Origin of the sequence: Flavobacterium sp., from assembly GCF_003525665.1 — a bacterium.
Classification (GTDB): Bacteria; Bacteroidota; Bacteroidia; order Flavobacteriales; family Flavobacteriaceae; genus Flavobacterium.
In genome coordinates, this window is record NZ_DQDX01000036.1 from 45698 (window position 1) to 60010 (window position 14313).

At 31.8% G+C, this 14313-nt stretch carries 17 protein-coding genes and 1 tRNA gene; 10 read left to right on the top strand and 8 right to left on the bottom strand.

Features of this window, described 5'->3' with window-relative positions; genetic code table 11:
* Nucleotides 1-160: 160 nt before the first annotated feature.
* From DIU01_RS02600 to DIU01_RS02645, 9 genes are all read left to right on the top strand, one after another.
* A complete protein-coding gene (locus DIU01_RS02600; protein WP_290831703.1) occupies nucleotides 161-1111 on the top strand; it encodes a DMT family transporter in 951 nt (316 codons plus the stop codon).
* A 477-nt stretch (nucleotides 1112-1588) separates the two neighbouring features.
* On the top strand, nucleotides 1589-2296 hold the full coding sequence (gene aqpZ / locus DIU01_RS02610; RefSeq protein WP_290831705.1) for an aquaporin Z: 708 nt from the start codon (nucleotides 1589-1591) through the stop codon (nucleotides 2294-2296).
* Between the two features lie 71 nt (nucleotides 2297-2367).
* Nucleotides 2368-2970, top strand: a complete 603-nt coding sequence (locus DIU01_RS02615) for an alpha-ketoglutarate-dependent dioxygenase AlkB (RefSeq protein WP_290831706.1) — start codon at nucleotides 2368-2370, stop codon at nucleotides 2968-2970.
* Between the two features lie 61 nt (nucleotides 2971-3031).
* On the top strand, nucleotides 3032-3487 hold the full coding sequence (locus tag DIU01_RS02620) for a protease complex subunit PrcB family protein (protein WP_290831707.1): 456 nt from the start codon (nucleotides 3032-3034) through the stop codon (nucleotides 3485-3487).
* Between the two features lie 51 nt (nucleotides 3488-3538).
* Complete coding sequence (locus DIU01_RS02625) at nucleotides 3539-4366, top strand: sterol desaturase family protein (protein ID WP_290831708.1); 828 nt, start codon at nucleotides 3539-3541, stop codon at nucleotides 4364-4366.
* A gap of 102 nt (nucleotides 4367-4468) precedes the next feature.
* Nucleotides 4469-4744 carry a TIGR03643 family protein gene (locus DIU01_RS02630; RefSeq protein WP_290831709.1) on the top strand — a complete coding sequence of 92 codons (276 nt, stop codon included), beginning with the start codon at nucleotides 4469-4471 and terminating at the stop codon, nucleotides 4742-4744.
* A 112-nt stretch (nucleotides 4745-4856) separates the two neighbouring features.
* Entirely contained in the window at nucleotides 4857-5789 is a 933-nt protein-coding gene (locus DIU01_RS02635) for an alpha/beta hydrolase (protein WP_290831710.1), read from the top strand.
* Nucleotides 5790-5841: 52 nt separating this feature from the next.
* Nucleotides 5842-7704 (top strand): peptidase M61, encoded by a 1863-nt coding sequence (locus tag DIU01_RS02640; RefSeq protein ID WP_290831711.1) that lies wholly within the window; start codon nucleotides 5842-5844, stop codon nucleotides 7702-7704.
* 83 nt (nucleotides 7705-7787) lie between these two features.
* Nucleotides 7788-8501, top strand: coding sequence for a DUF4369 domain-containing protein (locus tag DIU01_RS02645; RefSeq protein ID WP_290831712.1), 714 nt, complete (start codon nucleotides 7788-7790; stop codon nucleotides 8499-8501).
* A gap of 112 nt (nucleotides 8502-8613) precedes the next feature.
* On the opposite strand, the gene DIU01_RS02650 is transcribed toward DIU01_RS02645, so the two are convergent.
* From DIU01_RS02650 to idi, 6 genes are all read right to left on the bottom strand, one after another.
* A tRNA-Thr gene (locus DIU01_RS02650) sits at nucleotides 8614-8687 on the bottom strand.
* A gap of 81 nt (nucleotides 8688-8768) precedes the next feature.
* Nucleotides 8769-9035 (bottom strand): hypothetical protein, encoded by a 267-nt coding sequence (locus DIU01_RS02655; RefSeq protein WP_290831713.1) that lies wholly within the window; start codon nucleotides 9033-9035, stop codon nucleotides 8769-8771.
* 56 nt (nucleotides 9036-9091) lie between these two features.
* Complete coding sequence (locus DIU01_RS02660) at nucleotides 9092-10054, bottom strand: type I phosphomannose isomerase catalytic subunit (protein WP_290831714.1); 963 nt, start codon at nucleotides 10052-10054, stop codon at nucleotides 9092-9094.
* A gap of 113 nt (nucleotides 10055-10167) precedes the next feature.
* On the bottom strand, nucleotides 10168-10614 hold the full coding sequence (locus DIU01_RS02665; RefSeq protein WP_290831715.1) for a peroxiredoxin: 447 nt from the start codon (nucleotides 10612-10614) through the stop codon (nucleotides 10168-10170).
* A gap of 1 nt (nucleotide 10615) precedes the next feature.
* Nucleotides 10616-11026 (bottom strand): 6-carboxytetrahydropterin synthase, encoded by a 411-nt coding sequence (locus DIU01_RS02670; RefSeq protein WP_290831716.1) that lies wholly within the window; start codon nucleotides 11024-11026, stop codon nucleotides 10616-10618.
* A gap of 60 nt (nucleotides 11027-11086) precedes the next feature.
* Complete coding sequence (gene idi / locus DIU01_RS02675) at nucleotides 11087-11614, bottom strand: isopentenyl-diphosphate Delta-isomerase (protein ID WP_290831717.1); 528 nt, start codon at nucleotides 11612-11614, stop codon at nucleotides 11087-11089.
* Nucleotides 11615-11875: 261 nt separating this feature from the next.
* On the opposite strand from idi, the gene DIU01_RS02680 reads away from it, so the two are divergent.
* Nucleotides 11876-12868 (top strand): bifunctional methionine sulfoxide reductase B/A protein, encoded by a 993-nt coding sequence (locus DIU01_RS02680; RefSeq protein WP_290831722.1) that lies wholly within the window; start codon nucleotides 11876-11878, stop codon nucleotides 12866-12868.
* A gap of 3 nt (nucleotides 12869-12871) precedes the next feature.
* Here DIU01_RS02680 and DIU01_RS02685 read toward each other — a convergent pair whose 3' ends face one another.
* Nucleotides 12872-13507, bottom strand: coding sequence for a hypothetical protein (locus tag DIU01_RS02685; RefSeq protein ID WP_290831718.1), 636 nt, complete (start codon nucleotides 13505-13507; stop codon nucleotides 12872-12874).
* A gap of 454 nt (nucleotides 13508-13961) precedes the next feature.
* On the bottom strand, nucleotides 13962-14313 hold a 352-nt coding region (locus tag DIU01_RS02690; protein ID WP_367221668.1), incomplete at its 5' end, for an FAD-dependent protein.

Genomic DNA, 14313 nt, shown 5'->3' on the forward strand with positions numbered 1-14313 from the left:
GTGTTTATGCTACTTTGCTAAAACAAAAAATGAATTTTGATTACACAAAAATTGGAATTAGAAATGAAGTTTTAAACGGATTATTTTAAAAAAACAACAATCAACAAACACTAAACACGAAACAAACAACTATCTTTGCAGGCTTTTTAAAAATTAAAGAATGTCAAAAAATAGTATATTAAAAGGAGTATTTTTAGTTGGTCTTGGTGCAACAAGTTATGGCATGTTGGCAACGTTTGTTCGAATGGCGTATGATGAAAATTATACTACAGCAGAAGTAACATCGTCACAATTTATTTTTGGAATCATTGGAATTTTGCTAATTAATGCATTTCAAAGAAATCGAAACAACAATACCGCTATAAAACCAAGTAAAAGAAAAATTTCTCAATTAATGCTTGCAGGAACTTCAACTGGTTTAACAAGTGTTTTTTATTATTTGGCAGTAAAATTTGACATTCCGGTTTCAATTGCAATTGTACTTTTAATGCAAACCGTTTGGATGGGAGTTTTGTTGGAATGGTTTTTAGAGAAAAAAGCGCCTTCTGTCGTCAAAATAATATCAGTTGCCATAGTCTTAATCGGAACTGCATTGGCAACTAATTTAATCAATTCTGAGATAAAATTAAATCCTCTTGGACTATTTTTCGGATTATTAGCGGCGGCATCATTTACCACGACAATGTTCACAGCAAATAGAGTTGCTACCGAAATTTCATCGGCACAACGAAGTCTTTACATGCTTTTGGGTGGCGGAATTATGGTTTTCATTTTCGCATTAATAACACAAATAATCCCGAATCAATCTCCAGCTTTTGCGGATGCTTTGGGTGTATTTTCAACTGCAAAAGACTTTAATTTTACAATTTTCTTAAAATGGGGAATTGTACTTTCATTATTTGGAACAATCATTCCGCCAATGCTTTTAAATGCTGGATTTCCATTAACTGGAATCGGACTTGGAAGTATTGTCTCTGCCTTAGAATTACCAGTTTCTGTAATGATGGCGTATTTAATTTTAAATGAAAAAGTCGTATTCATTCAATGGATAGGAATCGTTTTAATTATTGTAGCAATCATCATTATGAATCTAAATTTTCAAAAAAAATAAGAAATAATCGATAAATTTGTAGAATCTGTTCTACAAACGCATTATTTATGTTAATGTTTTTATATAGTCGTTATATAAAACAAATTTACATGGACAAACCTTGGCATTTATATCTTATGGCGGTACTCTACATACTCGCCGGATTAAACCATTTTAGAAACCCAAAATTTTACGAAAAAATAATTCCTCCCTTTATTCCGTATAAAAATTACGTCAATGAATTAATAGGATTCCTTGAAATATTATTCGGGATTTACCTGTTCGTTCCTATGTTTTCCAATTTGGCTGCATGGTCAATTATGGGGCTTCTTGTGATCGTTTTTCCAGCAAATATCTACATGTTAATTAGTAAAAATGCCAGTCTGGGAATACCAACTTGGATATTATTGGTACGATTACCAGTTCAATTTATACTAATTTATTGGGCATATCAATACACCTAACATAAAACTGAATTTTAACTTAACAAATTACATTATGAAAAAACTATTTGCTGAATTTTTTGGAACCTATTGGTTGGTTTTTGGCGGTTGCGGAAGCGCATTATTTGCAGCCGGAATTCCTAACCTTGGAATAGGTTTTGCTGGAGTTTCTCTAGCATTTGGACTAACGGTTTTAACAATGGCTTATGCTGTTGGACATATTTCTGGAGGACATTTTAATCCAGCTGTATCTTTTGGTCTTTGGGCTGGAGGACGATTTTCTGCTAAAGATTTGGCACCGTACATTCTTTCACAATGTGCTGGAGCAATTGCTGCCGCTGGAACATTACTATACATTTGGTCTGGAAAAACAGGAAATGTAATTGACAATACCAAAGCTGGTGCATTTGCATCAAATGGTTATGACGCATTTTCGCCTGAAGGTTACTCAATGATTTCTTGCTTCGCAGCAGAATTTGTGCTTACAATGTTCTTCCTATTAATAATCCTTGGTGCAACAGATAAATTTGCTAACGGAAAATTTGCTGGTGTTGCTATAGGTTTAGGATTAACCTTAATTCATTTAATTAGTATTCCAATAACAAATACGTCTGTAAATCCTGCGCGTTCTTTGTCTCAAGCAGTTTTTGTGCAAGGCGAACCAATGGGTCAAGTTTGGCTGTTTTGGGTTGCGCCAATTTTAGGAGCAATTGTTGCCGGACTGATTTATAAAAATTTATTACAAAAAACAGATAACGAATAACCCAGCCCCAAACATTTTTTTTTTAAAACGACGGATATACTATTCGTCGTTTTTTTTTATACTTTTGAAATATGAATTCGCTATTCCCAAAAGAAAAAATTTCATTCGATTTACCCAATGCTTCAATAGAATATTATCCAAATTTCTTTGATGCTTCTCAGTCAGAACAATTGTTCACGAAATTATTAGACGAAATTCCGTGGCAACTTGACAACATTACTATTTTTGGAAAAACGCACCCACAACCCAGATTAACAGCACTTTTTGGAAACGAAGGAAAGCCTTACTCCTATTCAAATATTATTATGCAACCGCATCCGTGGAATCCGATTTTGATGTTTATAAAATCTGAAATTGAAACGATTTGTAATGAAAATTTCACAACCGTTTTACTAAATTTATATCGTGACGGAAAAGACAGCAACGGTTGGCATGCCGACAATGAAAAAGAACTTGGAAGAAATCCAGTAATTGCATCAGTAAGTTTTGGAGCCGAAAGAAGTTTTCATTTAAAACACAATTCAATTGTAGATGCTAAGCAAAAAATCACTTTAGAAAACGGAAGTCTTCTACTAATGAAAGGCGAAACACAGCACTTTTGGAAACACCAAATTCCGAAAACTGCAAAGCCTATTGGATCAAGAATCAATCTAACTTTTAGAATTATAAAGTAAATTTGACGCAACCATTTATCACTTTTTGCATCTAAATACTACAAACAAAAAACAAAAAAACATGAACAAATTAGTATTAATCTTATTGGCAGTCGTTTTCATTGGTTGTTCTAATTCCGATGACAATAATGAAACACCTGCTTTAACCGCAACCGAAATTTCGCGTGGAGATTTGTACGGTGCTGGTGACGAAGGAATTGAAGAAAGCCGCTTACTTATTACAAATGTTGCCGACTGGAATGCACTAAAAAACAGCATGGATAGCGTTAATCCGGTATCCGGAGGTTTTACAGAGACAACTATTGATTTTCAAAATTATGACGTAATTGCAATCTTTGATGAGATAAAAGGTTATGGTGGTTACACAATAGCTATTGACGAAATTATTGAAAATGAAGACAATTACATCGTTTCGATAGCACATACTGCTCCATCAGGATTTGCTACAACGGTGATAACGCAACCCTATCACATCTATAAAATTCCAAAAGCAACCAAGCCAGTTATTTTTATTTAACATATAGAAATTGAATTAAAAGTTTCCTATATTTGATTTTAAATCAATTTTATGGAAAATATAATTAGCTATTTCGAATCTATTCCGTCAGTACATAGAGCTTTAATCTTGTCTGGCGGAATTGCTTTATTTTGGATAATTGAAAGCGCTTATCCTTTTTTTAAGTTCCAATACAATAAATGGCAACACGCTGGTATCAATCTGTTTTTTACTCTTACAACAATTGTAATTAATTTTGCTTTAGCTTTTATTTTATTACAAACTGCCGATTTTGTTACTGTAAATAAATTCGGAATTCTAAATTGGTTACCCAAATTGAACTTAGTAATTTACACCATTATTGGATTACTTTTATTAGATTTTTTTGGTGCATACCTCGCCCATTTTGTAGAACACAAAGTGAAATTTTTATGGCGCTTTCATTTGATACATCACACCGATACTTATATCGATACAACATCTGGAAACAGACATCATCCTGGCGAAAGCGTCATCCGATTTGTTTTTACAACTCTTGGAGTTTTAATTGTTGGATGTCCAATGTGGATGGTTTTTTTATACCAAACACTTTCTGTGGTAGCCACTCAATTTACACATGCCAACATTTGCTTGCCAAAAAAGTTAGACAAATACCTAAGTTTATTTATGGTTTCTCCTGATATGCATAAAATTCATCATCACTACCAATTGCCCTACACCGATAGTAATTATGGAAATATTTTTTCTATTTGGGATCGAATTTTCTGCACATTCCTGTATCTCGACCGAGAAAAAATAATTTATGGAGTTGATACACACATGAATCCAGAAGAAAATAATCGACTTAAAAATTTGCTTAATATTCCGTTTCAGAAACCTCGATCTGCACAAAATTTGTAAAAATTAACCTCCATTTTAAAAAGTAATTAATTTTTTTCTTAATATTGGAATACAATTTGAGACTAAAAGAAGTAATTAACAATAATTGTGGCTTTTCAACTAATGAAAAAAAGTAAAAGAGTAGAACTTGACAACGAACAACTAGAACGTGTTGTCAGTATGGCACAAGAGGAACGAAAACCTTTTGAAGTATTAAAAGCAGAATTTGGCATCACCGAAAATGAAGTAACCGAATTGATGCGAAAAAGATTGCCCAAAGACAAATTTGAACTTTGGAAGAAAAAAGTTGCAGCAAGCAAACCGAAGCCAAAACCAATGGTTGATGATGACTTTGATGATTTGGATGGCAAATATTACATGAAAAATAAATTGGATTAAGGTAAATTAAAATCTTACTTTAGAATCAAAATATAATACCTAAGCGATAAGAAATTATCGCTTTTTTTATTTACTTTAGTAGCTCACTATTACACTTAAAAAAAACTACAAAATGAATAAAATTCTACTGTTTCTATTAATCACATTCACCGCATTTTCACAAGAAAAAACATTCACTACGCAAGATATTGAAGTGAATTCTTTAATAAAAGGAACGCTCTTTTCTCCAAAAAATACAAACAAAAAAACCAAGCTAGTTATTTTAATTGCTGGTTCCGGACCAACTAATAGAAGTGGCAATCAATTTGGCGTACTTACAAATTCATTAAAGTACTTATCAGAAGGCTTAGTAGAAAATAATATTGCTGTTTTTAGTTATGATAAACGCCTTTTTGCACAAATGAAATCGGGTAAGATTGATGAAAAATTAGATCGATTTGATGATATGATTATCGACGCAACGAGCGTTTTAGATTATTTTAAATCTCAAAAGAAATTTAAAAAAATAATTATTGCTGGTCATAGCGAAGGTTCATTAGTTGGAATGATTACTGCATTAAAAAAAGCCGATGGATTTATTTCGTTAGCTGGAGCAGGACGACCAATAGATGAAGTATTAAAAGAACAACTTGTAAAACAATTACCCAATCTTGATGCCGAGATTAGTGGATATTTAACAAAACTGAGAGAAGGATCAACATTCGAATTAACTTCAAAAAATCCAACAATAAAAAGTATTTTTAGAGAAAGTGTACAACCTTATATGATTTCATGGATAAAATACAATCCTACAATTGAAATTAAAAAATTAAAAATTCCAGTGATGATTATCAACGGAACCAAAGATTTACAAGTTCCAGAAAGTGAAGCTATGTTGCTAAAAGCTGCTTATCCTAAAGCAGAACTTAAAATCATAGAAAACATGAATCACAATTTAAAAGAAATTTTAATTGATAAAGATAATCTAAAGTCTTACAATGACGGAACAATTCCGATTACGCCAATTCTAACAGAAACAATGACAAAATTCATAAATTCAATTTAATTTGTAACAAAAAACAATTTTAAAATACCAATAGACAAATAAAAGAGAAACAATGAAAAAAATACTTTTAAGTTTAACAATTGCAACTTTGGTTTTAAGTTGTAAATCGGGTTCCAATACCGTTTCGAAAACAGAAATCAATGAAATTGGAGTAACAATAGATTTAGTTAATGTAGTTGATGATAAAGTTTTGGTTACCGTAAAAGCACCAACAATAACATCGGAAGAAATTGTATACCAATTGCCAAAAATCATTCCTGGAACGTATTCTGAAGATGATTATGGTAAATATATTGACGATTTAAAAGCATTTGATAAAAAAGGAAATCCAATCACGGTTACTAAAAAAGATGTGAATTCTTGGACTATTGCCGATGCAAAAAACCTTGACAAAGTAACTTATTTAGTGAACGACACTTACGATATTGAAAAAGGTGGTGGTTTTGGTGGTAACGAAGTATTCTCTCCTGCTGGAACAAATATAGATGCAGGAAAAAATTTCATGTTAAACAACCACGGATTTGTTGGATATTTTTCTGATAAAAAAGATTTGACTTACAAAGTAACTGTCTTACATCCAGAAACACTTTTTGGAGCAACATCGTTAACCGATACTGATGCAAGTTCGACTTCAGATGTATTTGTTACGCAACGTTACAACGACTTAGTTGACAATCCGATAATGTATTCTAAACCAGATTTTACGTCATTTACTGTAGACGGAATGGAAATTCTTTTCAGCGTTTATTCTGCTAATGGAAAGCATACAGCCAAAGCACTTTCGGGTGATTTAGAAAAAACAATGCGTGCACAAAAGAAATTTCTTGGTCCGATAAACAGCAATAAAAAATATACAGTTCTTTTATATCTTTCTGATATGAAAAAGAAAGATGCAAAAGGTTTTGGAGCTTTAGAACACAACACTTCTACAACAGTAGTTTTTCCAGAAATGATGCCAGCAAGTTCGCTTGGAGAACAAATTAAAGATGTGGTTTCGCATGAGTTTTTTCATATTGTAACTCCGTTAAGTGTTCATTCTAATGAAATTCACTACTTTGATTTCAACACTCCAAAAATGTCTAAACACTTATGGATGTACGAAGGTGTGACTGAATATTTTGCCAATTTATTTCAAATCAATCAAGATTTAATTGACGAAGGTGATTTCTACCAAAGAATGGTTGGAAAAATTAAAAATGCAAAACGATTGAATGACAAAATGCCGTTTACCAAAATGAGCGCCAATGTTCTTAAAAAACCTTACAAAGACCAATACTTAAATGTATATGAAAAAGGTGCTTTAATTGCAATGTGTATTGACATCACTATCAGAGAAAAAAGCAATGGTGAAAGAGGAATTTTAGATTTAATGCAAAAATTATCTAACGAATTTGGTTCATCTAAACCTTTTAGCGATGAAGAATTATTCGATAAAATTGTAGCCTTAACGTATCCAGAAGTTGGAACGTTTCTAACTACTTATGTTGATGGAGAAACTCCAATTCCTTATGATGATTATTTTGCTAAGGTTGGAGTTGCAAATACCACTATCAAAAAACCAGGTAATCCATTTTTAAATGGTACATCGGCAAGTATATCTGGAATTCCTGCAACAAAAGAAATTGTGGTTAGAGCTAATACAGATTTAACTCCGTTTTTAACAGCTATCGGAGCAAAAGGAGATGACGTAATTCTATCATTAAATGGTAAAGAATACAATTTAGACGCAATTTCAGAGATGATGCAATCGGTACAAGCATGGAAAGAAGGCGAAACCGTTACCATGAAAATAAAAAGAGCAGGAAAAGAACAAACACTTACTGGAAAAGCAATAATTCCAATCACAGAATCAAAAGGCTACAATGCCTCTGATGCAAGCAAGAATAATTTAAGACAAGCTTGGTTAAAAGGATAAACTTGAATATATCCATTTTTAAATCCTCAATTTATGCTATAGATTGGGGATTTTTTTATTATTTTGCCAAAAATATAAACACGATGCAAAAAACAATTATAGCTTTACTATCAGTAGCTCTTTTAAGTTCCTGTACAGAAAAAAAAGAGGAAAAAGATTTAGTAATTACTGGATATGTTAAAGGACTAAAAAAAGGAACGCTTTACATTCAAAAATTAAAAGACACAACACTTGTTGCTCTTGATACTATAAAAATAAATGGTGATTCTCATTTTACAAGCGAATTGGATATTGAATCTCCAGAGATGTATTATCTTTATTTAGATCGAGGAGTTACCAATTCTTTAGATAACAACATTGCTTTTTTTGCTGAGAAAGGAAAAATCAACATCGAAACTTCATTAGATTTTTTTACAGCTGATACTAAAATTACAGGTTCAAAAAATCATGCTGTTTATGAAGAATACAAAAAAGTAGCTTCACGATTAATCGATCAAGATTTAGCTTTATTAGAAAAAAAGTTCAATGCCTATAAAGATGGGAAAACTTCAGAAGTAGTAACCATCAACACACAGCAAGAAAACTTATTAAAGAAAAAGTATTTGTTTACAACCAACTTTGCGGTGAATCATAAAGATTCTGAAGTTGCACCTTATTTAGCTTTAGCAGAAATTTATGATATCAATTTGAAGTATCTAGACACAATTCAGAAATCATTAACGCCTAAGGTTTCAAAATCGATTTACGGAAAGAAATTAGACGCTTTAATCAAAGAAAGAAAAGCTACCGAGAAATAATTCGAATTTATCAAAATACATTAAAAAAAGACTTCAAATTGAGGTCTTTTTTTTTGCTTTCAAATTTTAGCAAATAAAAAAACCACCACATTGCTGTGATGGTTTTACGAAGAGCCGGCGGAGGGACTCGAACCCACGACCTGCTGATTACAAATCAGCTGCTCTAGCCAACTGAGCTACGCTGGCCGGTCTCATTTCTGGTGCAAATATAATATCGATTTTTAAATCTCCAAAACTTTTTTACACTTTTTTAATGATTTTTTTTAATTAAAGTGCATTGATTTTAGCAACCAACTGACTAGCAGTTTGTTCCAATTCTGCATTAATTTGCTTGAAATGTGCTTTCTTATTTTCAACATTTTTAGCATTAACCTTAACGATTAAAGCATCAAAAGATGTAATTGCCTCATCTATAACAGCATTGGTAGCTTCTGTTGGCTTTCCTTCGCTTGTCATCTCGTGAATATAAACAGCTTCAATAATATCTCCTAAAACGAAGTTGATGTCTTTTTTTAAATTTTTAACGCTTGGCATTTTCTTTTATTTTTTAAAATTTGATGCAAAATTACGCATAATCTTTCAAATTCAGGTTAAGAAATGTATATTTCTAATATCGAAGCTTTACCTAAAATTTCAAATTCAGTCATTTCTGCAGGAATTAATAGTGTGTCTCCAGTATTATAGTGAAACAGTTCGCCTTTATAATTCAAATCAAAAAATCCTTCAACGCACATATAGACAGTGAACGACTCGTTATTTTTAGCAACAACTAAATTTCCGTCAAGCGGAATGAAATTCGTTGTAAAATACTTACAATTTACAATTTCGTTAGATTCATTTTCTACTTTCAAGTAGCTTTTTTCCGCATTGACCACTTCATAATTGATGGCATCCAAAGCTAAATCAACATGTAGTTCACGTGTGTTTCCAGACGCATCCACTCTATCAAAATCGTAAATTCTATAAGTTATATCAGATGTTTGTTGGATTTCGGCAATTACAGTTCCTGCTCCAATGGCGTGAACGGTTCCAGTTTCTAAGAAGAAAACGTCTCCTTTTTTTACATTTTTAGTATCAAGAATATCGATTATCGTTTTATCCTCTAAACTTTTTAAATATTCATCTGGCGAAGATTTCTCTTTAAAACCAACAATCAATCTTGCATCATCGTCGGCTTGCATTACATACCACATTTCGGTTTTACCGAAGGAGCTGTGTCGTTCCTTAGCTAATTCATCATGTGGATGCACTTGAATCGATAAATCCTCACGAGCATCAAGGTATTTAAAAAGTAGTGGGAATTGTTTTCCAAATTGCCTGTAGACTTTTGTTCCTAAAACGGCTTCTGGAAATTCATTTATCAATTCGTTCAACGATTTTCCTTCGTGAAAACCATTTGCAATAACACTCACATCATTTTCTACAGTAGAAATCTCCCAACTTTCTCCAGTAATTTCTGAAGTAATAGGTTTGTTTAAATACGTTTTCAGTTTTGTTCCGCCCCAAATTCTTTCTTTAAGAATCGGTTGAAATTGTAATGGATAAAGTTTCATTTGATAAATTTAAAGTACAAATATGCGAAAAATTGGATATATTATTTTGTCAATATCTGTCAAATACCAAACAACTTCGTTGAACAGTTTAAAAGTATCGTTGAATAATTATTTTACTTTTTTAATACTTTTAAAGCTTTTTCGATATGAATAGTACCTGACATGCTATTAAAGACCATAATAATCAAACCATTTTTGTCAACTACAAAAGTTTGACGTCCCGGAATTATTAAAAAATCATTTTCTACTCCAAATAATTTTCGAAGTTTTTTGTCATTATCAGTTAGTAAAATAAAAGGAAGATTAAATTTACTTTTAAATTTTACATGGGATTGAACAGAATCAGCACTAATTCCGATAATTTCTGCGCCTAGATCTTTAAATTCTTCATAATTATCCCTAAAACTGCAGGCTTGAGCGGTGCAAACTTTAGTTTCATCTTTTGGATAAAAATAAATCACAAGTGGTTGTTTCCCTATATAATCTTGGCTGTCAAATAGATTTCCGTTGGTGTCTTTTGCTTTAAAATTGGGTAGCTTATCGCCTACTTTTAGTGCCATTTTAGTTTCCTTTATAGGTTACAAAATTGCGTGGAGTTTCATAAAGAACTACTTCCAATTCTTTATCAGCATCAATAAATTTTCGAAGTTTATTCCAAATTACAACCGCGATATTTTCGGCAGTTGGATTTAAATCTGCAAAATCAGAAACATCTAAATTTAAATTTTTATGATCGAAAGCATTTTCTACATGCTCTTTTATCAAATCTGATAATATTTTTACATCAATCACAAAACCAGTTTCCTGATCGATTTCTCCAGTAACTGAAACGATAAGTTCATAATTATGTCCGTGAAAATTGGGATTATTGCATTTGCCAAAAACCAAATCGTTTTGTTCCATGGTCCAATCTTTTCGAAACAATCGGTGTGCGGCGTTGAAATGTGCTTTTCTAGAAACGGTAACTTTCATATTTTGAAATTTGGAATTTGGAATTTGTTATTTGGAATTTGTTATTTGGAATTTGTTATTTTATAATTTATGATCTTCTAAATAATGATAAAATTCATCGAATATAATTTTGAACCAAACCGTATATATATCAGGATTGGCAATCATATCATCTTTAATGTCTTCAATGGTCATCCATTTCCAACTTTCTACTTCTTCACAATTGATGTTGGGTTCTTCATTAGAATATCCAATCATCACGTGATCGAGTTCGTGTTCGGTCAAACCATTATCAAAAGGTGCTTTGTAAATAAAATGAAAAAGTTCTTTAAGCTCCGATTGGAAACCCATTTCTTCAAATAGTCTTCTTTTACCAGCTTCAATATTGGTTTCTCCTGCACGTTGGTGACTGCAACAAGTATTGGTCCACAATAAAGGAGAATGGTATTTATGATGAGCGCGTTGTTGCAACATCACTTCATTTTTATCATTCAATATAAAAACCGAAAAGGCACGATGCAAAACTGCTTTTTCGTGTGCTTCCAATTTATTCATTAAACCAATTGGTTCGTCTTTTTCGTTGACTAAAATTACTTGTTCTTCTTTCATAGATTTTTTATGATGGTCAAAAATACGAAAAAAGAATTGCTAAGTAATTTTTAAATTTTCAACAAGCGTTAAACTTTACTTAAAACCACTCAATTTGTAATCTGTAAGACATTTTGCAACGTACTTCTATTGTAAATTTGTACATCAATTAATTTAATTGTTATGAGAAAAATAATCACCTTTTTATTTCTGATTCCTTTGCTTACCTTAACAGCTTGTGGACAATCAAATAAAAAAGCATCAAAAAAAGAAACTAATACTATGGAAAACGTAATCAGCAAACCTGAAAATCCGTATTACTCGAATACCGACACAAAAAAATTAGATGTCCCAAATGCCGAATGGAAGAAGATTCTATCTCCAGACTTGTATGCCGTTGCTCGTGAAGCCGATACAGAAAGAGCTTTTACTGGAACCATGTGGAAAAGTGAAACTAAAGGAACTTATTACTGTGCAACCTGCGGAAATAAATTATTTAAATCTGATCAAAAATTTGTAAGCAGTTGTGGATGGCCAAGTTTTTTTGAGCAAAACAACAAAGAAAGCATCACTTTTAAAGATGATAATTCGTATGGAATGCGAAGAATTGAGGCGCTTTGCGGAAGATGCGACAGTCATTTAGGTCATTTATTTGATGATGGTCCAGAGCCAACTGGAAAAAGATATTGTATGAATGCAATTTCACTTGATTTTGTTCCAGATGGTGTAGTTTCAACTTCAGGAGATTTCGAAACTATAGTAATTGGTGGTGGTTGTTTTTGGTGCGTGGAAGCCGTTTATCAAAATCTAGATGGTGTAAAAAGTGTGTACTCTGGTTATGCTGGAGGAACAGTTGAAAACCCAAGTTATGAGGAAGTTTGCACAGGAAGAACGGGTGCAGCAGAAGTTGTAGAAATTACTTACGACAAAACCAAAACCAATTTGGATGAAATCTTCAAAGTATTTTTCACCGTTCACGATCCGACAACGTTAAACCGACAAGGTGCCGATGTTGGAACACAATACCGTTCTGCAATTTTCTATAAAAATGAAAATGAGAAAAAAGTTGCTCAAGATTTAATTAAGGAGTTAAATTCTGAAGTGTTTTCTAATAAAATAGTAACAACACTTGAACCATTAAAAAAATTCTACAAAGCCGAAGAATACCACCAAGGTTATTACGAAAACAATAAAAACAAACCTTATTGTGAAATGGTAATTCAGCCTAAAATTGAAAAATTTGAAAAGGTTTTTAAAGATAGATTGAAGAAGTAAAACTTATAATCTATCAATTTTAACATCTATAATTTGAGCAAGTTCTATGATTTGGCTTACTTCATTTTTGTTGGCTACAAAGAACAAATAGTTGTCACCTTGTGTGTCAAAACTCATTAGTTCTAATTCCAATTTTGCTAATTCTTTTTGAATGTATGGAAACAAATCGTGGCTGTAAGTTTCGTCTGGATATTCAAAGGTAAAATCTTGCTCAATCATTTCAGAAATAAAGTATGCTGCATCTTCTGGATTAAATTTCCAGTCGCTATTCCAGCAATTTACATTTTCTAAAAATTTGTAATTATCTTCAAAGAAGCTGTCGTCTTCTGAACGTTTTTTATACTTGCCAAACATCTTCTTGGCTTGTTTTTTTATGACTTTTTCATCAATTTTATGTCGAGTAATCAAAATTAACAACTCTTCGAAATGATTCTGGGTTACTTCTTCAGGTAATAAATTTGTTGCAGAAATGGTTTCGGGTAATTCAATTTTTAAATAGTGACAAATTCCAATTAATACGGTTTCGAAATCTTTGAATGCTTTTTGCTCAATACCATTTTGAGGAATATTGTTTTCTATAAATTTTGTATCGAGTAAATTTCTAATAAAAAAGGTAAAATAACGATTGTTTGAATACAAAAGTCTGAATCCATTGGTCTCTGAACTTCCTTCTTCGCAACAAAAAAAGAAGATAAAATTTTGTAAAATATTTTTTGAAGTAGAATTTACTCCGATTATTTCNNCTGTAAAATTGAATATGAATAAAATCTACTGGATAATTTTCATCAATTAACTCTTTGGAAACTGGTTCTATATTTATTTTTGCATAAAGTTCATTCAAAACATCATAAATTGTGGTAAAGCCACAACTTTTAATTTCGCTTTTACTTTTTGGATTGTCAAATGATTCTGGGAAATTATAGCGATTGATATAAATTTTGTCAAAAAATCCTTTTAGTTTGAAATTAACCGTTGGGTTTTCGTAATATAAATAAGAATAAATTTCATTCAAAACTTCAAATGAAAGTAACGATTGATTTTCAGTTGATTTATTCTTAAATAATTTAGAAAAGAATTTTTTCATACTAAATAGTTATTTTAAAACCTCAGCGATTTTCAAAGCACATTTTTCACCGTCAATAGCCGCAGAAATAATTCCACCGGCATAACCTGCGCCTTCTCCACAAGGATACAATCCTTTTATCTGAACATGTTCTAAGGTTTCATTATCTCTCGGAATTCTCACAGGCGACGAAGTTCTACTTTCTGGAGCATGAAGAATGGCGTCGTTTGTCATATAACCGCGCATGGTTTTGCCAAATTCATTAAATCCTTCTCTCATAATTTGAGTTAGAAAACCAGGAAAAACTTGTCCCAATTCTACAGATGTTGTTCCTGGAACATAAGACGTTTTTGGAATATCTGATGAAATCTTACTTTTAGTA